Annotated in this window: 17 protein-coding genes; 3 read left to right on the top strand and 14 right to left on the bottom strand. The window is 39.9% G+C overall.

From position 1 onward, the window contains the following. Positions 1-92: 92 nt before the first annotated feature. Positions 93-1,307: a SufS family cysteine desulfurase gene (locus PULV_RS10695; protein WP_193331692.1), complete on the top strand. Its 1,215-nt coding sequence runs from the start codon at positions 93-95 to the stop codon at positions 1,305-1,307. A 4-nt stretch (positions 1,308-1,311) separates the two neighbouring features. Then, complete coding sequence (locus PULV_RS10690) at positions 1,312-1,725, top strand: SufE family protein (RefSeq protein WP_193331691.1); 414 nt, start codon at positions 1,312-1,314, stop codon at positions 1,723-1,725. A gap of 65 nt (positions 1,726-1,790) precedes the next feature. Here PULV_RS10690 and tcdA read toward each other — a convergent pair whose 3' ends face one another. Genes tcdA through PULV_RS10655 form a run of 7 tightly spaced genes read right to left on the bottom strand, consistent with a single transcriptional unit; the run spans position 1,791 to position 9,244 of the window. Beyond that, a complete protein-coding gene (gene tcdA, locus PULV_RS10685) occupies positions 1,791-2,597 on the bottom strand; it encodes a tRNA cyclic N6-threonylcarbamoyladenosine(37) synthase TcdA (protein ID WP_193331690.1) in 807 nt (268 codons plus the stop codon). Between the two features lie 18 nt (positions 2,598-2,615). Further along, positions 2,616-3,275, bottom strand: coding sequence for a TIGR01621 family pseudouridine synthase (locus PULV_RS10680; protein ID WP_086744959.1), 660 nt, complete (start codon positions 3,273-3,275; stop codon positions 2,616-2,618). After that, on the bottom strand, positions 3,268-4,029 hold the full coding sequence (gene kdsB / locus PULV_RS10675; RefSeq protein ID WP_193331689.1) for a 3-deoxy-manno-octulosonate cytidylyltransferase: 762 nt from the start codon (positions 4,027-4,029) through the stop codon (positions 3,268-3,270). The genes PULV_RS10680 and kdsB overlap by 8 nt, the downstream gene beginning before the upstream one ends. Beyond that, positions 4,017-4,214, bottom strand: a complete 198-nt coding sequence (locus PULV_RS10670; protein ID WP_086744957.1) for a Trm112 family protein — start codon at positions 4,212-4,214, stop codon at positions 4,017-4,019. Before PULV_RS10670 ends, kdsB begins: the two co-directional genes overlap by 13 nt. After that, on the bottom strand, positions 4,204-5,181 hold the full coding sequence (gene lpxK, locus PULV_RS10665; RefSeq protein ID WP_193331688.1) for a tetraacyldisaccharide 4'-kinase: 978 nt from the start codon (positions 5,179-5,181) through the stop codon (positions 4,204-4,206). The genes PULV_RS10670 and lpxK overlap by 11 nt, the downstream gene beginning before the upstream one ends. After that, complete coding sequence (gene msbA / locus PULV_RS10660; RefSeq protein WP_193331687.1) at positions 5,178-6,923, bottom strand: lipid A export permease/ATP-binding protein MsbA; 1,746 nt, start codon at positions 6,921-6,923, stop codon at positions 5,178-5,180. Before msbA ends, lpxK begins: the two co-directional genes overlap by 4 nt. Before the next feature lie 59 nt (positions 6,924-6,982). Then, on the bottom strand, positions 6,983-9,244 hold the full coding sequence (locus PULV_RS10655) for a DNA internalization-related competence protein ComEC/Rec2 (RefSeq protein WP_193331686.1): 2,262 nt from the start codon (positions 9,242-9,244) through the stop codon (positions 6,983-6,985). Between PULV_RS10655 and PULV_RS10650 the strand changes: the two genes are divergently transcribed. Next, positions 9,224-9,733 (top strand): DUF2062 domain-containing protein, encoded by a 510-nt coding sequence (locus PULV_RS10650; RefSeq protein ID WP_086744953.1) that lies wholly within the window; start codon positions 9,224-9,226, stop codon positions 9,731-9,733. The genes PULV_RS10655 and PULV_RS10650 overlap by 21 nt on opposite strands. A 76-nt stretch (positions 9,734-9,809) precedes the next feature. Here PULV_RS10650 and PULV_RS10645 read toward each other — a convergent pair whose 3' ends face one another. The 7 genes from PULV_RS10645 to PULV_RS10615 form a co-directional block, all read right to left on the bottom strand. Continuing rightward, positions 9,810-11,522, bottom strand: coding sequence for a DUF3466 family protein (locus PULV_RS10645; protein WP_193331685.1), 1,713 nt, complete (start codon positions 11,520-11,522; stop codon positions 9,810-9,812). Between the two features lie 12 nt (positions 11,523-11,534). Next, a complete protein-coding gene (gene uup / locus PULV_RS10640) occupies positions 11,535-13,436 on the bottom strand; it encodes an ATP-binding cassette ATPase Uup (protein WP_193331684.1) in 1,902 nt (633 codons plus the stop codon). Position 13,437: 1 nt separating this feature from the next. Continuing rightward, positions 13,438-13,668 (bottom strand): glutaredoxin family protein, encoded by a 231-nt coding sequence (locus PULV_RS10635; RefSeq protein ID WP_193331683.1) that lies wholly within the window; start codon positions 13,666-13,668, stop codon positions 13,438-13,440. Beyond that, positions 13,661-15,772, bottom strand: a complete 2,112-nt coding sequence (gene rlmKL / locus PULV_RS10630) for a bifunctional 23S rRNA (guanine(2069)-N(7))-methyltransferase RlmK/23S rRNA (guanine(2445)-N(2))-methyltransferase RlmL (RefSeq protein WP_193331682.1) — start codon at positions 15,770-15,772, stop codon at positions 13,661-13,663. Before rlmKL ends, PULV_RS10635 begins: the two co-directional genes overlap by 8 nt. A gap of 66 nt (positions 15,773-15,838) precedes the next feature. Further along, on the bottom strand, positions 15,839-16,369 hold the full coding sequence (locus tag PULV_RS10625; protein WP_086744948.1) for a cell division protein ZapC domain-containing protein: 531 nt from the start codon (positions 16,367-16,369) through the stop codon (positions 15,839-15,841). Between the two features lie 111 nt (positions 16,370-16,480). Then, the gene (gene pyrD / locus PULV_RS10620) at positions 16,481-17,491 is read right to left on the bottom strand and encodes a quinone-dependent dihydroorotate dehydrogenase (RefSeq protein WP_193331681.1); all 1,011 of its coding nucleotides are present in this window, start codon (positions 17,489-17,491) and stop codon (positions 16,481-16,483) included. Positions 17,492-17,556: 65 nt separating this feature from the next. Next, positions 17,557-22,392 carry an NAD-glutamate dehydrogenase gene (locus tag PULV_RS10615; protein WP_193331680.1) on the bottom strand — a complete coding sequence of 1,612 codons (4,836 nt, stop codon included), beginning with the start codon at positions 22,390-22,392 and terminating at the stop codon, positions 17,557-17,559. Between the last annotated feature and the right edge of the window lie 164 nt (positions 22,393-22,556).

The raw sequence follows: 22,556 nt of genomic DNA, 5'->3' as shown, positions 1-22,556 counted from the left end.
AAGGCCACTTCTGTGGCCTTTTTTAATTCTTCCTTGCTTCGCCTTGATATTCCCTTAAAATACCTGCCAGTTATTATTGTTTAGAAAGATATATGAAATCCCCTGCATCCTTGCGCGCTGACTTCCCGCTGTTGAACACTCAATTTGAGCACGCGCCTTTAGTGTATCTAGATTCTGGTGCAACCTCTCAAAAACCGAGCTGTGTCATTGAAGCGATAAGTCGTTATTACAGTGAGCAAAATGCAAATGTTCATCGCGGAATTCATACATTAAGTGAACAAGCAACCACAGCCTATGAAGCAACACGCACTCAGCTAGCTAAATATTTATCTGTGAGCTCTTCTGAAATCGTTTGGACTAAAGGGGCTACAGAAGCGATTAATCTCATTGCTTATGGTTTAAGAGACACTATCGATTCGAGTGATACGATTGTTATCAGTGCTCTTGAACATCATGCCAACATCGTACCTTGGCAACAGCTATGCCAAAAAACTGGGGCGAAATTAATAGTATTACCGATTAACGAACTCGGTATTCTCGAAATAGATAACGCATATCAAATAATTGAACAAGCTCAACCGACAGTGTTGGCCCTTTCCCATGCTTCAAATGCACTTGGTAATATTCAGCCAATCGAATCTTTAATTCAATTTAGTAAACAATTTAATACAATTACGGTCATTGATGGCGCACAAGGTTTTCTGCATCTGCAGCCTAATCTTAAAGAATTAGATTGTGATTATTATGTTTTATCTGCTCATAAAGCGTTAGGCCCAACGGGTTTAGGCGCTTTATATGGTAAATACGAGGCTTTATGTGCCCTTCCGGTCTATCAAACGGGCGGAGAAATGATTGATTCAGTCAGTTTTGAGCACACCACCTTTGCAGCCCCACCTGCTAAATTTGAAGCTGGGACACCCAATATTTCTGCTGTCATTGCTTTTAAGTCGGCGCTTGAATATTTAGAATCACTTAATCACACGCATATCAGAGCTTACGAGCTTGAACTGTTCAATTATTTAGTCAAATCCTTACGAGCAATCGATGGTATCAAAATTTATGGTGATTTGATTAACAATATCGGCACCGTCAGTTTCAACTATAAGAATGAACACCCTTATGATATCGCTCATTTATTAGATCAAAATGGCATTGCTGTACGTTCAGGCCACCACTGTACTCAGCCATTAATGGCACACTTAAATGTATCTGGCACTGTGCGTGTAAGTTTAGCCTTTTATAATAATCATCAAGACATTGATTTGTTTATCACTGCACTTAAAACCGCAATTTCATTATTAGATTAACCATATGAATCAAGAATATACCACCCTTAAAAAAACCATAATCGCAGCGACTTCCTGGCAAGACAAATATCGCCACATCATGTTATTTGGTAAAATGTTGCCAACATTACCCGATGCTTTAAAAGTGGATTCAGCTAAAGTGAGTGGCTGTGAAAGTAATGTGTGGTTATATTTGGAGCTAAATGAATCAGATAATACTTTAGTGGTTGTTGCCGATTCAGATACCCGTATCGTCAAAGGGATCGTTGCTATCATATTGCATTGTTTCAACGGCCTAACACCTATTGAAGCCGAACAAATAGACATAGCATCTGAATTTACACAAATGGATTTAATTAAACATTTAAGCCCATCTCGAGGCAATGGGATCAAAGCCATTGCCAATGAGATAACACAATTTATAGCTCGCTATAACTAAACTAAAATTTAGACAATAAATCAAGACGTTATTGGGGCTATTGACCAGAGATCAGGCTAAGTGAATTACTGTTCAGCCTTAATGACTCGTTGTCTTTTTTCTAAGTATTTTTTTATTGCTTTTGATGCTGCAAAGAAGCCAAATGTCCCTGTTACCATAGTTAACGAACCAAATCCGGTCGCACAATCCATGTTCATGGAACCATCTGCCATTTGTTTGGCTTGGCACACTGATCCATCACTAGTCGGATAGCTAAGTTGCTCCGTTGAATACACACAATCAATGCCAAATTTTCGCTTAGGATTGGCCGAGAAATTATATTGTTTTCGTAACAAGTAACGTACTTTTGCTAGCAGTGGATCTTGAGTCGTTTTAGCCACATCACCATATAGAATTTGACTTGGATCCGATTGACCTCCTGCGCCTCCAGTGGTGAATATAGCAATTTTATTGCGTTTACAATGTGCGATTAATGCCGCTTTTACAGGCACTTGATCGATACAATCAATGACATAATCATAACTATGAATATGTTCTGAAATATTCTCGAGTGTCAAAAAATCATCGATGATATTAACGTTACAAGCAGGATTAATTTCTTTGATCCGATTGGCCATTGCATGAGTTTTCTCATCTCCGACAGTGCCAGTTAAGGCATGGATCTGACGATTAATATTCGTCGTACAAATATCATCTAAGTCAATTAATGTGATATGGCCAATACCCGAGCGTGCAAACGCCTCTGCAACCCAGCTGCCGACTCCTCCAATCCCAACGACACAAAAATGTGCTTGTGTCAGCCATTCGCTTTGATCTTTGCCGTAAACTCGTGCAATACCACCAAAACGAGTTTGATAATCCGTTGTTGTCATAGTTTTCTGTTTATCTCACTACCAATCTAGTAACCAAGGTTCTACCCATGGAAATAAAGTTTGTTGCCAATCAAGAGCTGTATATTGATCGCCAACATCAGGCTTACAGACTAATTGAATACATTGATTCTGCCATGTAAATTCAAGGGCATACGCATGTAAATACGTGCGATCACTCAGCGTTCCACCGTACAGACTATCACCTAAAATAGGCGCCGATAGGCTTTTAAGTGCCACCCTTAATTGATGAGTTTTACCACTGTAAGGCTTTAACAAAAACCCGCGAAGTCCATTCGAGCAGGCTAGAGAGTAAAACCGAGTTATCGCAGGGTTATTGTGGGTTTTTAATAATTTATAGGCACTTCGTCTTGATTTGGCCATGTCCCCTTTTACCCAACCTTGTTTTTTCTTCGGTTTTTTATCTGAAAGCGCTAGGTAAAACTTATTAATGAGGTGTGATGCAAAAAGCTCCGTCAACTGCGCAGCGGCTTCTGAATGCCTGGCTAAAATAATCAGCCCCGAAGTCACTTTATCAAGGCGATGAACTGAAAATAATTTTTCATTGACCTGACGCTCTGCAATGACGACGAATCCTGCACACTGCTCACTGTGAAAACTCAGCCCTGTCGGTTTATTAAAAACATAAAAATCAGTGTGCTGAAAAACAATCTCAAGCATTGTTTGACATAATCTCAATCACTCGAGCAAGATCATCAGGCGTATCAACACCTGCCTGAGGCTCAATATGAGCTTGCTCAATTTTAATTTTCTCACCATGGAACAACACACGAAGCTGCTCTAATGCTTCTATTTTTTCAAGGGGAGAAGGAGTCATTTTAATATATTGCTTAATAAATCCAGCTCGATAGGCATAAATGCCGACGTGACGCTGGTAGAAATCACCTATATCAGTCTGAACCTGTTGGCTAGTATAACGATCTCGATCATAAGGAATCGTCGCACGGGAGAAATACAGCGCAAAACCACTCTTATCGCTCACAACTTTCACTGCGTTAGGGTTAAACGCTTCTTCTGGTTCTGTGATAGCTACGCTCAGTGTCGCCATTGGCGCTTGGCCATCGTTAAGTAACCCAGCCACTTGTTTGACATTTTCTGGAGCGAGCAACGGCTCATCACCTTGAACATTCACTACAATCATGTCATCTGAAAGCTTAAGTAAGTCAACCACTTCGGCTAAACGTTCTGTGCCTGACTCATGGGAATCTTGCGTCATTAAGACGTTGTCAGTAAAGCGTTTACAAGCCGTTAATACATCTGTGTGATCGGTTGCAATCACTACTTTAGCGGCACCTGATTGTATCGCTTTTTCATACACATGTTGAATCATAGGTTTACCGCAGATATCAGCCAGCGGTTTACCAGGTAATCGTGTCGATGCAAATCGAGCTGGAATAACGACTATGAATTCCACTGTTCGACCTCTTGCATTGTTAACTCTCGCGCTTCATTTTCTAGCAGCACCGGAATATCATCACGAATTGGATACGCTAATTTAGCTTGTGTGCTGATTAATTCTGCATTGTCTCTATCATAACGAAGCTTTCCTTTCGTCACAGGACAAGCAATAATTTCGAGGAGTTTAGTATCAAAGGCCATCAAGGATCCCTTTTGTAATTAAGATTGATTCAATTTTTTGTTTTGCAGCCTCATTTGGCTCAGCATCCACTTTGAGAAAATACCAGTTATCTTGAGCGAATGTATGGCATTTTACTGCGTCTTTTTCTGTCATAAAAATTGGTTGTGTTGAGTATGCAGCAAAATCTTCTAAACCATATTTATGGTGATCTCTAAAATTAACTTTATTTAAAGTTTCAACGCCTTGCTTGCATAAGCTTGTTTCAAAACGGGCTGGATTACCAATCGCAGACACTGCGACTCCCTGCTTTGGTACATCTTGAATAGGGGTGAAATCCGATACACGATAAAACCCGGCACTTTTTAATCTATAGCTAAAGTCAGATTGTCCGCCATTTTCTAATACGAAATCAACTGAGTCTAATCGCGATTGTGTTTCTCGTAGTGGCCCCATTGGTAATAAAAAACCATTTCCAAAACGACGCTGTGCATCAACAATACAAATCTCAACCGCTCGTTTCATCTGATAATGCTGCATACCATCATCAGAAATAATGACATCGGGCGCGAATTTTTCATTGGCGAGCTGAATACTTTGTACTCTGCTTGGGCCAACAATCACTGGTACACCGCACCGCTTATAAATTAAAACTGGCTCATCGCCAGCTTGAGACGGTGATGTGTCTTGCTCAACAATCAGAGGGTAAGAAGAAGCTGCTCCACCATAGCCGCGACTAATAACCACAACGCTCTTTCCCTGTGTTTTTAAAAAATCAGTTAGCCAAATCACCATAGGTGTTTTGCCATTGCCTCCTACGCTAATATTCCCAATCACGATAACCGGAGTCATCATTGCAGGCTGATCCAACAAACCGGATTGATACGCATATTTACGCAGCGAGCTGAGCAGCCAAAATAACAGCGAAAACGGAAATAACAACCAACTGATGCCAAATGGACGATACCAGCTCTTTTCAATTAAACTCACTGAAGTTCACCAAACTGCATTTTTACTAAAGCGGCATAATGGCCATTTTGGTTTAAAAGTTGTTCATGATTACCCTGTTCTATGACCTGGCCATTATCAATGACATAAATTTGGTCGACCGATTCAATGGTAGAAAGACGGTGTGCAATCACGATTGATGTTTTGTTTTTCATTAAATCTTCTAAAGCGACTTGTATCAACTTTTCAGACTCAGTATCAAGGGCGGACGTTGCTTCATCAAGAATCAAAATAGGCGCATCTTTGACAATTGCCCGAGCAATGGCGATGCGCTGACGTTGTCCACCTGACATCATGACGCCATTTTCTCCAACCATAGTATCTAGGCCCTCAGGCAATTCTTTAACAAACTCCCAAATGTGCGCTTGTTTAGCTATTTCAATTAATTGCTCATCTGATATGTCAGAATCATGACCGTAACAAATATTATTGCGGATAGTATCGTTAAATAACACAACTTGTTGCGAGACCAAGGCAAACTGGCGTCTTAAATCCGTCAGGCCATACTCTGACAGAGGATAGCCATCGAGCCGAATAGACTCAGGATTAGCAACATCATAATAACGGGGCAATAAATTCGAAAGCGTCGATTTCCCTGATCCTGAGCGCCCTACTAGTGCAATACTTTGTCCAGCTTCAATCGTCAGTGATAAATCATGAAGCACCGCTTCATCTTTTGAAGGGTATGAGAATGTTAAGTGATCAACCTCAATCCGCCCTATCGCTTTCGACAACGCTCTCGTGCCTGCGTCTTTTTCTAACTCAGTGTCTAATATCTCAAACACACTTTGCGCCGCAGAGACACCGCGTTGCAAATCACTATTTACATTCGCGATTTGTTTTAGAGGGCGTAACATGAGCATCATTGACGAAATTAACGTCACGAATGTACCTGAGCTAATGGTGTTTATCATGTTCGGCATGGCAATGACCGCCAAAATCACCGCCATCGATGATGCTGCTAAAATTTGTATCACTGAGACACTCAACGCTTTGGTTGAATCCATTTTGACACGCTGACGGCGATTGTGATTATTGATCACAGAAAAACGCTCGATCTCTTGATTTTGGCCACCAAAACCGTGAATGACCTTATGTCCTTTAAGCATCTGTTCTGAGCTTCTGGTCACATCTCCCATCGCAGATTGAATATTCTTAGAAATTTTCCGAAAGCGTTTAGACACGACACTGACCACAATCCCGACAAAAGGCGTCACCAATAAAAAAATAAGTGATAGCTGCCAATTCACTTCAAACATTACATAAAGTAAGAAAACCACATACGCCCCTTCACGAATAAGGACTAATAACGCTTTGGTTATGGCTTGTTGAACTTGTTCAGTATCAAAGGTGATTTTTGAAATTAAATTACCACTTGATTGATTATCATGAAATGAAACGGGGAGATTTAAAATGTGCTGAAACAACTGTTGACGGAGGTTACTAACGACCTGCGAGCCCACGTAACTTAAGCAATAACTTGACATAAAATTAAAAATGCCCCGCGCAAGCACAAGTGCGATCACAATATATGGTGCCGCCGCTAACACATCCGCATTTTGCTCATTGAGTCCATGATCGATAAACGGCTTCATCAGTCTTACAAATAATGCATCCATCGCCGAGTACCCTAACATGCCTACAATAGCCATTGCGGCAACAAACTTATAGTCACCCACATATCGGAATAAGCGTTTATATACTTGTGTCGCTGTTTTGCTCATAACTCTAATCTTTAATTAAAAACGCGCCTATTGTATCTCCGCAGCCCTTAAAACCCAAACTAATTGGATAAAAACCAATATCTTTGTGCAGCTCTTGTCGAATCGATTGAATATGTATCATCAAATACTTGAATGCGGATCTGCCCTTGTGTTCTTGTTTCAAGTTGATGTGCACCTATTTGATGGTAACGGGCCATTACTGAGACGTCAGGCATGTTCCAGCGATGGTAAGCGCCATTCGAGTAAATGACCCATTTAGGTAAAGTGGCCGCGATAAATGGCGATGACGAGGAGCTTTTACTACCATGATGTGGTGCAATCAAAAAATCAACATTGAGATTTTTAAACCTTTTTATCAGTTCAAGCTCAGCTTTTTGATGAATATCTCCGGCTAACAACACTGTTAATTCGCCATCGCTAATTAATACCACACAAGAATTGTTATTGCTTCGACTTGAAAGCTGATAAGGCGCTAAAATCGATACACTGAGTTGTTCAAACGTATAACTTCCCGGATGACAATGACCAGGTTGGCCGTTGGGATTGGTCGCAAATAGCAAGCTATCTGAGAGCCCTATTTTATGCCAATAACTTAAACCGCCAGCATGATCGTTATCGCGATGACTAATAATGGTTTGTGTGACATGTTCTGCCTTGGCATCAATAAAAGGTTTAATCTGCTGTTCAGCATAAGAAAATTCATTTTTAAATTGAGCTCCCAAATCATACACCAGTACACGCCGATGCTGTGAAATTAACACACCCAGACCATGTCCAACATCGAGTATATTGATCTCCCAATTTGGCTCTTTTTCGCTAAGGACGTGACTAAACACCGCAAGAATTGGCAACACAATAAATCGCCACAATGAAGGAATACTCGCGAGCAAAAATAATAAATAGACAAGTACCGTTGTTTGCCAACTCATCTCAGGCAATGTCAGCCAAAAACGTTCTAATTCAATCTTGCTTAAAGCTGATAACCAAAGCTCGGTGATAACATCTACAACCGATAATAACCAGAAGTGCTCAAACATCACGGACACAGCAACAGCAACCATTAACAGGGGTAAATACAACATAAACAAAGGGACAACTAACAGATTAATCACGATACTAAGCGCGGGTATGCCAGCAAAAAAGTGCCAAGTTAACGGTAATAACAATACAAATAACACAATCTGCAATAAAAAAAGCCGGTATAACCAACATAGCCATTTACGCTGGCTTATAATGTTATAAAAGCGATGATTAATGAAATACAAAATGGCTGCAACCGCAATAAATGAAAAATAAAGACCTGGGTTGAGCAATTGAAAAGGGTTAATTAATAACGTCACAAAAAGTGCGTACAATAATGCCTGATAGGATAAGTAAGATTTTCCCTGCATGTATAACAACACAAACACGCTCAGCATCACAAAAGCACGGGTTGCAGATAAGCTAAAGTCACTTAAATATACATATGTAAAACACAGTACTAAAGCAATTGTGAGTTGAAATATCTTTAAATTATGTTGTTGTGTGAGCCGAAACGGCCACACGAATATGACTCCTTTGGCTATCATCATCCCAAATGAAAACACCACCGCGATATGCAAGCCTGAAATTGCTAATAAATGTGCTAAACCACTTAACTTAAAATCGTTATAAATTTGTTTGTTAATGTTGGTTTTATCTGCAAATAAAAAGCTTCGGTACAAACCACTATATTTAGATTCAGGAATTGCCCGGACTATTTGACTTGAATTTGAACGGTTGAAAACCTCAATTGAGGCTCCTTTTATATAACCTTTAACTTTTATACCCTGATAAAACGAAAACAATTCCTTATTATTTACACCACGGTTTCTAACATGGCGATAAGGTTTTAAACGCGCCGTCGCTGAAAAAATAGTGCCCGAAGCAAGTGGCACATCACTATTATAAATCGAGACATAACCCAATGCTTTTTGCCAAGGATCAATAGTGCGATCATTAACTTTTAATAATCTGATCTTAAGATAACGAGGCTGCGTTTTATCGTACTCAGTCAACACTTGCGCTTCAATTTGATATTCAGCACCTCGCGTATAGGTAGGTAACTGCCACGCATATACAAGGTGATAGTAGGTTAATATATAAACAAAACCAATAACAGCTGCGCCGAAGATAAGTCGGATTTGTTTAAAATAGAAGCTGAACAGAGTAAAAACCACACTCAATCCAAAAAACACTGGTGTATTGTAAAAAAACAGCGACAATACACAACCAAAGACAAATCCTAAACTGATTTGACTAAAAGGGAATATTTTTAAACGATGCCAAAAAAAACCATTCAACGCTTTCTTCCTGATCACAACAAGATCAAAAATAATAAATCATTGCGCATTTTTGGTGATGTGTTGCACGATGCAAACTTATGGCATCTGAACCGTCGCTCTGCCCGAGGGGCATTTGCTGTAGGACTTTTTTTCGCGTTCATCCCTGTTCCTTTTCAAATGTTACTCGCAGCAGCCATCGCAATTCCATTGCGAGTCAATCTGCCTTTGTCCGTCGCTCTTGTCTGGATAACCAATCCATTTACCATGCCACCCATTTTCTACGGCAGTTATCTTGTTGGTGTCGCCGTACTTGGTCATAAAAAACAAGAGTTTGCTTTTGAGCCAACTTGGCAATGGCTCGAAGCCAGTATTTCTAGTATAGGGCCTGCATTTATAATTGGCTCTTTGATTTGTGCCACAATCGCATCTTTAATCGGATTTTTTGTTGTTGACCTTTTATGGCGTAGAACTGTTCGAAAAGCATGGCTCAATAGACATAAAAAATGAGCGCTAACCAAATTCCAGATATAAAAAAGCCACTAACAAGTGGCTTTTTTATATCTGGAATTTGTCAGATTTTACTTTATGAGCGTCTGCGCCACGCCACTAATGGCAGCATTAAAAAAGCTAACCAAGCAAAGCTTGCTCCATTTCGTTCATAAGGATCTTGTACTGTTGGAGGACACGACTCAACTTCACCATTAATCGGCGTTAACTTCACCGGCACAACAACACTTTCAAACTCTTGCTTACCATTTACATCAAGCACTAAGTTACCAAGCGCATCTGTTTTTTTCACGGTTTTAGTCGCAGCACCAATAATTTCGTTATTATCATTAATAGCAATTGCTTCCGCTAAAATGTATGGATATGCGGTTTTGCCATCTGTGTCGTAACAAGGCAGGAAATCATTAATGTTGGTAAATTTTTCGGTATTAATATCGTAAAGGAAACCTTCACGACGTCTGTTTGTTGAAGTGCTGGTCTCAATTTCACCATCACCCACAATCAAGCCGTTATTATTAATATCACGACCTATCGAACTGGCACTAGAGAAAAAATCTTCAGGAAACTTAGTGTCACCCGTTGAAATATCATGGTAAAAAAACTTAGAGCGATCAACACCGCTAATACGACGTGTCGCATAACCAGTAATCACATTTGCTTCGTTGACTGCAACTGACTTACCACGATAGTAATCGTCTTCTTGATTAACAAAGGGTACGACATTGCCATCTTTAAAGTAAACCGGCATCGACACGCGGCTGTCGGTGTCTTTCCAACGAATATCTGAATAGCCAACAATCAGTCCTTGGGTATTTACGCCCACAGCGGTGCTACGAAATGCCATTCCTTCATCATCTTTTCGTGTCAGACCTAGTCCAAGTTCAGTGGCTGAAATAACATTAAACTCACTGTCTAAATGCCACTTCATCGCACGGCGGTCAAACAACGGAGTTTCAGATGTTTTATAACTCCAAATACACACAGCTACCGGCTCATCAACACCATCACAATTATCGTCGAGGTTTTTTTGACGATCTTCAGGGATCCCCGTTGAGCTATCACCCACGACTAAATAAGTGCCATCTGCTAACAAAGTGATATCTGACGCTAAAGTCACACCACCGTGAGTATCGTAAACTGGCAATAATGAAGTCTTTTCACCAAAAGGTGACACCACGATAGCACGTGATTCAAAATCACGTACAAAATACGTGTCTTCATCACGGCCTTCAGGTGTAAATTGGATTTTTTGGTAAGGCGCACTGCCCCATGCTGTTTTACTGTTATCTTCACTCACTGCCGTATATTGATTAATAACAGAGCGAGTTAAGCCATCATAATCTGGAGATTGCTGATCAAATAAGATGACTTCTTGTACCTCTGTAGCATAATCAACAGCTACTTGATCAGAAATTTTTTGCCACTTAGGGTCACGCGTACGTTGCTGTAAAAATGTCATTAAGAAGGTTAATGCATCAGCATTAATGATATTATTCTCAATATCTTCAAGGGTAAAAGTGATTGTTTTATCGATAGATTCTTCATACACTTTTTGATTTTCGTAAGCGCTTTTTAATCCTGCATCATCAAAATCAATCGCAGCTGTATCAATCGGCATATTGTATTGACCACGGGTCACACCGATTGCATTACCACTGTTATTAAACGCTGTCACATAGTGTAATTTTGCGTTAGTTGATGTTGCAAGTTCTTCTAGTTGGTACGTCGCAGCATGAGTAGACTGGCTAAAAATCACACCCATAGTGGCCGCAAGTAATGTATATTTCATTGCTAATTCCTACTACTTATTTTGTAGTTCTTCTAATTCTTCCCAGCGCTCAAACGCAGCTTCGAGCTTCGACTCAGCTTGAGATAGTTGGTTCAATGTTGATTGTGTAAATTCACTGTCCTGTTTAAAGAAATCAGCACCATTTACCACTTCCTGTAATTCTGTTATTTGATTTTCAAGTGATTCGAGTAAAGCCGGTAACTGTTCAAGCTCTAATTTAAGCTTATAAGATAGTTTGTTACTTTTTTTCTCAACGGGTTTACTGTGTGGCTTTTGCGTCGGCTTGACCACTTCTGCACTTTGTTGTTGGGTTGTTTGCTGACTCAAATAATCTTCATAATCAGAGTAACCGCCTACAATCTCAATTATTTCACCATTGCCTTTAAATCCCCACACACTGCTACACGTGTTGTCGATAAATTCACGGTCATGACTGACAACTAATACAGTGCCTTGATATTGACCTAAAATCTCCTCAAGTAATTCAAGAGTTTCGACATCCAAATCATTGGTTGGTTCATCAAGTACCAAAATATTTGATGGTTTTAAAAATAATTTAGCCAATAGTAAGCGATTTTTCTCTCCTCCCGAAAGAGCCTTAACAGGTGAGCGTGCTCGAGCCGGAGGAAATAAAAAGTCTTGTAAATAACCCAGCACATGACGGTGACGCCCACCGATTAACACTTCCTGTTTGCCCTCAGCGACATTGTCTTGTACTGTCGCTTCTTCATCAAGTAATGCGCGATATTGATCAAAATAGGCAACTTCGAGATTAACACCTTGCTTCACTGTGCCTGATGTTGGTGCAACCTGGCCAAACAGTAATTTTAATAATGTTGTTTTACCAATACCATTTGGTCCGACTAAACCAATGCGATCACCTCGAATAGCAAGCGTAGAAAAGTCTTTAACCGTTACTTTATCACCATATTGATGGCATAAATTATCAGATTCAAACACTAATTTGCCAGAGCGCTGGGCCACTTCGATATTGAAATCGGCTTTACCTACTTTCTCTACACGTTGTTTGCGTTCATTACGCAAATCTTTTAGTGCACGTACACGGCCTTCATTACGGGTTCGTCGGGCTTTAATTCCTTGACGTATCCAGGTTTCTTCTTCGGCAAGTCGTTTATCAAATAACGCATTTTGCGTTTCTTCAACTTTCAGTGCATGAGCTTTTTGCTCTAAATACAGCTCATAGTTGCCAGGATAAGAAACTAACTTACCCCGATCTAAATCAATGATCCGTGTGGCCATAGATCGAATAAACGCACGGTCATGAGAAATAAAGATGATCGAGCCTTTATATTCTTTTAAGAATTGCTCTAGCCATAAAATACTGGCCATATCGAGGTGGTTGGTTGGTTCATCAAGTAATAAGAGATCCGGCTCACTCACTAATGCTCGGGCTAACGCCACTTTGCGCAACCAACCGCCCGAGAGCGATTCTAGGCGGGTATCAGGTGTTAACTGTAATTTTGTTAAAATCAGATTGATTTGCGTTTCAAAACGCCAGCCATCATGAGTTTCAAGCTCAGCTGTTAATCGCTCAAGACGATTAAGAAGCTTATCATTGCTCTGTGTTTGTAGCTGCACATTTAACTGATGAAAATCAATTAATAGTTGAGCCACATTGGGCAAGCCTGCAGCGACGTAATCAAATACACTACCTGTGGCACCTTTGGGAGGATCTTGCTCTAAACGTGATATCTTAAGCCCGCTGAGCTGATTAATATCCCCTTCATCAAGCTGAACTTGTTTATCAAGGACTTTTAAAAAAGTCGATTTTCCGGCACCGTTTCGTCCAACAATACAGACTCGCTCATTGGTTTCGATTAATGCATCTGCATTATCTAATAACGGGTGTGTTCCGAAGGCGAGTTTCGCCCCCGTAATTCTAATTAAATCCATGTTATTTTAATACTTCTTGAATATCAGTTAGATCAAAGGGCCAAAACAATTTTACATTCGTTTGTTGATTGACCAATACCGGAATACTTGTTTGATACTGCCCCATTAATGTTACACAGTCGACTATATCAACTAATTCAACCATTTCAGGTGGCACTATTTGCTGTAATAACGCTTGTGCTTCTTCGCATAAATGACACCCTTCGGTGTGATATAAGACGGCATTAGGCATAAGTGATTAACCATGAGTTATGGATATTTTTATTTCGGTTAAAATCAGGCGATAACGTTTTATCCGTGATATTCACCGCTTGCAGACCAAGAGCTGTCAATGCATCACGGTCAATTTTAAAGCCGCGCTTATTGTTAGAAAATAATAAGGTGCCATCCGGACTTAAAATATTTTTAACCCAAGTAAATAATTTTATGTGGTCTCGCTGTACATCAAACGCATCTTCCATACGCTTTGAGTTCGAAAATGTTGGGGGATCAAGAAAGATAAGATCATACTGGCCTTGAGCATGCTCAAGCCATTTCAAACAATCGGCTTTTTCAAAACGAAAACGACTGTTTTTTAAGTTGTTTAATGCAAAGTTTTCTTGCGCCCAATCAAGATATGTTTTTGACATATCAACGGTTGTAATTGACTTTGCTCCGCCAATGGCAGCATGAACAGAAGCCGAGCCCGTATAGGCAAATAAATTTAAAAAGCGTTTATCTTGGCTGTTTTCTTGAATAAAACGACGCGCTAAACGGTGATCTAGAAATAACCCAGTATCAAGGTAATCATGCAAATTAACTTTAAATTTGGCACCAAACTCAGTCACGACAAGCGTTTCATTTCGTTTAGCCAAACTCGTATATTGCGCATCACCTTTTTGTCTGCGGCGTTGTTTTACAATCACTTTATCTGGTTGGACATCAAGCTGAGTACCCGTCAAATAAATCACATCCTGTAAACGCTTATGAGCAACATCTTCATTAATTTCTTTTGGCGGCGCATATTCATAAATCACAACTTGATCCAGATAAACATCAACTGCGACATTATATTCTGGGATATCCGCATCGTAGAGTCGATAAGCTTCTATCGATTCTTTTTTAAGCCACTTTTTAAGGCCTTGTTTATTTTTCTTAATGCGGTTTCCATATGCTTCAGATGCTGGGTAATTTAGGCCTGTTTGCTGATCAGATTGCTGTACTTGTTTTGCATCTAAAATGTAATTGTTTAGTACACAATCAATTGGACCATTTTTAAATTTATATTGCTTATTACGCACTAATTTCAGTAACTTCAACAAGCTTTCATCTGAACTAAGCAACGACACATGCCAATCTGCAAAATGGTTCTTTAAACCTTGACCTAAATGGCGATATAAACTGATTAGTTCAGCTGTGCCGCCTAAACGCTCCCCATAAGGAAGATTAGAAATCACAACTCCCGCACGTTTTGCGACCGCTTTGAGGCTGGCTGCATCACCTAAATTAAAGGTAATTGTATTGGCAAGCCCAGCTTTACGGCTGTTCTCTTTTGCTTTACCAATAACATGTCGGTCTAGATCATGCCCAATTAAATATAAATTAGGCGAAGTGCCCTGCTGCGCCACTTGCTCTTTTAACTCTAAGTATTTGACTTCGCGAAAGCTAGGTAAACGTTCAAATGCAAACGTTTTATGTAAACCTGGTGCTTCATTACGCGCCATGCTTGCAGCTTCAATAAGTAGTGTGCCTGAACCACAACAAGGATCGTATAAAGGTTGTGAGATATCATTCAACCAGCCACTGCGTTTGATTAATGCTGCTGCTAAATGCTCTTTAATCGGTGCTTTACCTTGTGCTGTACGGTAACCCCGTTGTGATAAAGATGGGCCCGAATAATCGATATATAAATTAACAGTTTCACGATGAAGACGACCGATAATCCGTACCGATGGATCCTGTTTATCAACATTGGGTCGTTGTTCATATAAATCCTGAAAATAATCGACCACCGCATCTTTTATAACAAGACCTGAGAATTGAGTATTTTTTAGCTCATCATTAGTGCCTGAAAAATCAACTAAAAAAGTCTGATTAGGCCCAAAATATTCCTGCCAAGCTTGGAAACGTACAAAATTATAAAGTGACTCTTTGTCTTTTATCGCCTCTTTCGAATCAATCAGCATCATGACACGTGTTGCAAAGCGACTGAGTAAACAAATTTTCTGCGCCGTGAGTGTGTCGGCATCAAAGGTGACCGAACCAACAGTTAATTTGAGAACTTTGGCGCCCAATTGATTGAGTTCATCTGAAAGAAGTTGTTCGATACCAATCGAAGTAAGTGCGATAAATTGCAATGTAGTAACCCTGTATACGTAATTGATGCAGAGTATAACATAGACAATCAAATAATTAGCCTATGTCTATGCGCGTTTTTGTTGAGAATAGTCGATATTTATTGGGTGGATACGATCGTTTAAAACACGTATAACTTCAAACTGTTTTAAAGAAAGGTTTTCATCTAAGGAAAATGAATTTTCTAAGCATAAACATAGTGATGCTTGCTCACTGTAATCAACAATCAAAAACTGTCCTTGATCACTAACTGACTGCAGATTAACGATGGCTTCTGTGCTAGGTTGTGAACCTGTGTATTGTTCAAAAAACCAACTTTTAGCTAATACCGGCTTTAAATAAAACTTAGCCGCAGTCGCATTCAAAGCAATTTGGCACACTTGAGAAGGGCTCCAATAGGCAAGATTGACTAAATAACTTGTGACCTGCTGATAAAACTCAGCATCTCGTAAATTAAAGTGCGGATTTTCAAAGGCTAAATCGGTGAGTTGGCGTAGTTTAAACGGGGTGCAAAATTCCATCTCAGGACCCATATCGAGCCTAAGTGTGTTGCTTTGTGAACAAGCATACCAATTCCATTGTGCTGACGCTTGTAACATAAAAATCCCCGTGATTGTCTAGATCACAGGGATTATAGGGCCTATACGCCAGAAGTTAAGCTATTTTTTTAGAATAATTAAAAAAGGATCATTTGTTTAAATAACTGATCCTTATAAGCTATTAACGATCGATTTGATCAACGGCGGACCTTGATAAATAAAGCCTGTATAAACTTGCACAAGATTGGCCCCCGCAGAGAGCTTTTCTTGCGCAGATTCTGCACTATCAATGCCACCAACACCGATAATTGGTAGTTTATTACCAGTTAAACGTTTGAGTTCTTTGACCACATGAGTTGACTTTTCACGGACAGGGCGCCCTGATAAACCACCCATTTCATCTGCATATTGTTGGCCTTCTACTGCCGCCCTTTCCAAGGTTGTATTGGTTGCGATAACCCCGTCTATATGATTTTTAACAAGAGAATCAGCTACTTGACCAATTTGAATCTCATCAAGATCAGGGGCAATTTTAACCAACATCGGCACATGTTTATTATGATGAGCAGATAAATTAAGCTGCTCATTCTTAAGGCTTGATAACAAATCATCAAGGGCTTCACCATACTGTAAATCTCTGAGCCCTGGCGTGTTGGGAGAAGAAATATTCACAGTAATATATGAGGCATGGGTAAATACCTTTCTCATACAATGAATATAATCGTCTTTACCTTGTTCATTTGGGGTATCTTTATTTTTACCAATATTGATCCCTAAGATCCCTTTATATTGTGCTGCTTTCACGTTTTCTATTAAATAATCGACGCCTTTATTATTAAAACCCATGCGATTTATAATCGCATGTGATTGCGCAAGGCGGAAAATACGTGGTTTGTCATTGCCAGCTTGTGGCTTGGGAGTCACAGTACCGACTTCAACAAAACCAAATCCCATTTGTGAAAATGCGTCAATACACTCTGCATTTTTATCAAGACCAGCCGCTAAACCAACCGGGTTTTTAAACTCTAAACCTAAAAAATTAACCGGTTTATGTGCTAACTGTTGAGACCATAAGGCGTTCATCGGGCTATGTGCAAATCGCTTTAAATTATTTAATGCAAAGTTATGTGACCACTCTGCATCACACGAAAACATAAAACGACGAGCCAAATCATAAAACATGTAAACCCCTTAATTAAATATAAAAAAAACCCCGGTTAGACCGGGGTATTTTATAGCGTTTTGAATTATTTGGAAGTGTCGCAGTTATGGCTAAGCAACATTAATTCACGCAATGCCACAGAGAACTTGGCAAAATCATGTACTTTCGTTGTTTTGAACTCAGCGAGCATCATTTTCCAACGACTCAATAAGACGTCATTCTCTTTCATCCACGAGTCTATAATGCCATCAACATCACACACTTCTTTGTTACAACTATTCATCACAACAGCCGCTAATGAACGTTGTTGCCAATCAAGCTCTTCACGATAAGACGCACGTGCCAATGCTTGCCAATGATTCGCTACTGGTTGCAGTGTAATTTGGTCTAAGAACCAATGCAGACCCATGCGAGCACCGAGTTTGAAGTAAGTATCAGCTGTAACTGAAATTGAACGGTTTGACTGCTTAGCAACTTGCGCTAAATCCATGACCGAGAACAAGCTAGATAACTGAGCAATTCGCTTAGCAAGTGCTGCTGGCACACCTTCTTGTTCTAACGCTTTTGCTTCAGAGCTTAGTTTTTCAGACTCTTTCTCAATCAAGTAAGACGCAAGGTTTTCACTTAAGTCAGCAAACGCAGGGCCGTAAAACTCAAGTTTATGCTCAATTGAGAAAGCTTTATTGCGATGACGTAAGAACCAACGTGTTGCACGACGAACTGTACGGCGTAATTGATACAGCATTTCAGTTTGAACAATCGCTGGGATCTTATTGTCTAAGGCTTCAATTTCAGACCACGTTTTTGACATTTCAAATACAGCACTGGCCATCGAGTAACAAATCACGACTTCTGAAGCCGGCGCACCTGTTTCTTCCATCATACGGATAACAAAGTTCAATCCCATGTCATTGATGATGTTATTAGCTAGTTTCGTGGCAATAATTTCAGAACGTAATGGATGGTTGTCCATTGCTGCATTAAATTTTTCACGTAATGGCACAGGGAAAGCATTGACCAGTAACTGACGATAATATGGATTATCGGTAATCTCTGGTGTCACTAACCATTCTTTTAGTACCATTTTGGCATAAGAAACAAGCACCGAAAGCTCTGGTCTTGTTAGTCCTTTACCGGCTGCTAAGCGATCGGCTAGCTCTTCGTCCGATGGTAAAAATTCAATGACGCGATTTAGCTTGCCTTCTTTTTCAAGAGCATGGATAAAACGAATCTGCTCTTTAAGCGTAGAAGCACCTTTTAATTGAGTGACTGAAATTGTATGAGTCTGGCGATAACAATCTCGTAAAACTAAACGAGACACTTCATCAGTCATAGAGTACAGAAGCTCATCACGTTGCTTTTTGGTCATATCACCTTGAGCAACCAGTCCATTAAGTAAAATTTTAATATTTACTTCGTTATCAGAACACGCAACTCCACCAACGTTATCGATAAAGTCTGTATTGATGCGACCGCCTTTGGTAGCAAACTCGATTCGGCCTAATTGCGTACAACCTAAGTTACCGCCTTCGCCAAATATCTTGGCATTAAGCTCGGAACCGTTTACACGTAGTGCATCATTAGCACGATCACCGACATCTGTTTCATGCTTCGCTTTTACGTAAGTACCAATGCCACCATTCCAGATTAAATCGACCGGCATCATCAGAACGGCTTTGATCAATTCATTCGGGGCCATCGCTACTTTTTTAGTGCCAAGCATTTTCTTAATTTCTGGCGTAAGCGTAATTGATTTTGCTGAGCGATTAAATATACCACCGCCCTGCGAAATTAACGAAACATCATAGTCTTCCCAGCTAGAACGCGGTAAGTCAAATAAACGCTGGCGTTCTGGGTACGAGCGCGCGGCATCTGGTGTTGGGTCAATGAAGATATGCATGTGATTGAACGCAACTTGTAAACGAATGTGCTCAGAAAGCAACATACCGTTACCAAATACGTCACCAGCCATGTCACCAATCGCAACACAGGTGAAATCAGTTGTTTGGCAATCGATACCCATTTCACGGAAGTGACGTTTAACTGACTCCCAGCCACCTTTGGCTGTGATACCCATTTTCTTGTGATCGTAGCCAACTGAACCACCTGATGCGAATGCATCACCTAACCAGAAACCATATTCTTCAGAGATACCATTTGCGATATCTGAGAAAGTGGCTGTGCCTTTATCGGCTGCAACAACAAGATACGGATCATCTTCATCGTGACGAACCACATCAACAGGAGGAACAATTTCACCGCGATCAATATTGTCTGTGATATCAAGTAAACCACGAATGAAAATTTTATAACATTCTTGGCCTTCTTTGAAAAACGCATCGCGATCACTTGGACTTGGCGCTTGTTTACAAACAAAACCACCTTTAGAACCAACAGGTACGATAACCGTGTTTTTAACTTGCTGCGCTTTCACTAAACCAAGTACTTCAGTTCGGAAATCTTCACGACGGTCAGACCAACGTAATCCACCACGGGCAACCTTACCACCACGTAAATGCACACCTTCGACTCTTGGTGAGTACACAAAAATTTCATACGCAGGAAGAGGCAATGGCATATCTGGGATCAGATTTGGTTTAACCTTAAACGAGATATACGACTTATTGTTACCTAATGCATCAAGCTGATAATAGTTAGTACGAATCGTGGCAGTAATTAAATCAACATAACTACGAATAATACGGTCATCATCTAGATTGCTAACAGTATCGAGTGCGGCATAAATTTCATTCGTCAGTTTTTCAACAGCTTTTTCAGAAAATTTTGCTTTTGGTGAGAATTTCTTATTGAACAATTTCACTAATTGAATAGCGATATTTGGATAATGTTCAAATGTACTTTCAATATATGATTGAGAAAAAGTCACACCGATTTGGCGCATATATTTAGCGTAAGCACGTAAGATAGACGCTTCACGACCCGTTAAACCGGATGCTAAAACAAGACGATTAAAGCCATCATTTTCTAAACGGTTATGCCAAACATTAGTCAATGCTTTTTGAAAACGAACTGAACTCTTATCAAAGTCAGTGACATCTTTGGTCAACAGCATGCTGAAGTCCATTACCCAATTGACTTGGCCATCAGTTGTTTTAACCGCATAAGGTGTTTCACCAATGACACGCAAACCAAAGTTTTCAAGCATTGGCATCACATCAGATAAGTGAATTGGCACATCTTTGTGGAAAAGACTCAAACGCACCATATTTTTATCAGATTCTTCTTGCGGGCGGTAAAATAACATCTCTAATTTATTATCATCAGATAATGATTCTAACTTTTCAATGTCAACAACTGCTGCACTTGGTAAAACCTGTTCTTTATAAGAACTAGAAAAAGCATTAGCGTATTTTCTGTTCAACTCTTTGCCGCGTGATTCACCGGCGAGTTCAAGTAAGGCTGATTGTAGTTTGTCTTCCCATGTACGGGCCGCTTCAATTAAATTGCGTTCGATATCTTTCACGTTATATTCAATATTGTTGTCGTCCAGTCTCACTGTGTAATGAGTCCGGGCTAAAATAGATTCTGAAAAGAAAGTCGTAAACTCGACTTTTTGCGAAGTGCTAAATGCAGACGCTAATATTTGCTGGGTTTCACGTCTTAGCGCAGTGTTATATCGCTCTCTTGGTACATACACCATACAAGATAAGAAACGGCCATACATATCTTTACGTACAAAGATACGGCACATGTCTCGTTCTTGGACTTGCAGCACGCCCATAGCAACATCAAGTAATTCGGCTTCTTTTGCTTGTAATAACTCATCACGCGGATACGTTTCTAAAATATTAAGCACGGCTTTGTAAGCATGTGTGCCTTTTGCAAAATCAGACATCTCCATGATGCGATTGATTTTACTTTTCAATACTGGCACATCCGCAGCGCTGTTATTATAGAAATTAGACGAAAATAAGCCGATAAAACGATCTTCACCGATTACATTGCCTTGTTTGTCAAAGCGTTTAATACCAATGTAATCGATATAAGCCGGCCTATGGACACGAGAAATAGAATTCGTTTTAGTTAAAATTAATAAGTTATCGCTGTGGGCTTCTTTACGTGCTATTTCAGGCATATCTGACATTAGACGGATTTTATCTTCCATCGAATTTTTCATCAGACCTAAGCTTGAGCCTGCCACACCTTTTAGCTGGTAATCACCTTGGATCGGAGATAAATCATATTGACGGTAACCCATCAAAGTAAAGTTATCACGTGCCAACCAGTCCAAAAATTCAACTGTTTCTTCAATTTCAGCAGCGTTAGCTTTTCCTTTACGATTTGGAATATCGCCAGTGACTTCAACTAATTTATCTTTAATTGCCAGCCAATCTTCAACGGCTACTGAAACATCCAAAAGTACTGACTGCAACTCTTGAGTGATTGACTCAATAGCTTTTTTATCTGTTTGACGATCTATTTCAATAAAGAAAACGGTTTGGGTAGAAGTCGAGTTCGATTCATCTTTTAAAGAAGATAAACCTGAAATCTTATGTTCACTATCGCGCTGAATTTTCAACGGACAATGAAGCAGTAAATGAGATGCGATGTTTTCTCTAATCAGGGCCATGCGCACTGAGTCAACCAAGAAAGGCATATCTTTAGCGATTATTTCGACAATTGTGTGAGAAGATTGCCAACCGTTTTTTGCAAGTTCTGGGTTGAAAACGCGGATCAGTACGTCATCTGATGTATGCCCTTCTAGGGAATTCCATAAACTCAGTGCTGCACCATATAAATCACTATCGTTGCGGCTTGCCAAATCCTCTTTCGACATGTTGCTGTACAAGGTTTTGGCAAAAATTTCAACGAGTGACACATTTGGAGCATGCACTTTCTTTTGGATTAACTTACATACATTATCCAACAGTACTGAGGTGTGACCTTCGTTTCGTGTCATTATGTGTTCCTTATCTATACCACCTGTGAACGGTAGCTATCTGTACAGCCATTTAATTAGCGTGGAGTCACCACGAATTCTAACTCTTTTGAGACTGATATAAATAGTTTTTTTCGGCCAATGACTTAAAATTTCAAACAGTTGGCCAACTATTCACAAAATAT

Source organism: Pseudoalteromonas ulvae UL12 (assembly GCF_014925405.1).
Lineage (GTDB): Bacteria > Pseudomonadota > Gammaproteobacteria > Enterobacterales > Alteromonadaceae > Pseudoalteromonas > Pseudoalteromonas ulvae.
Note: the sequence above shows the minus strand (reverse complement) of the source record. Positions and strands in the feature narration are given on the sequence as shown.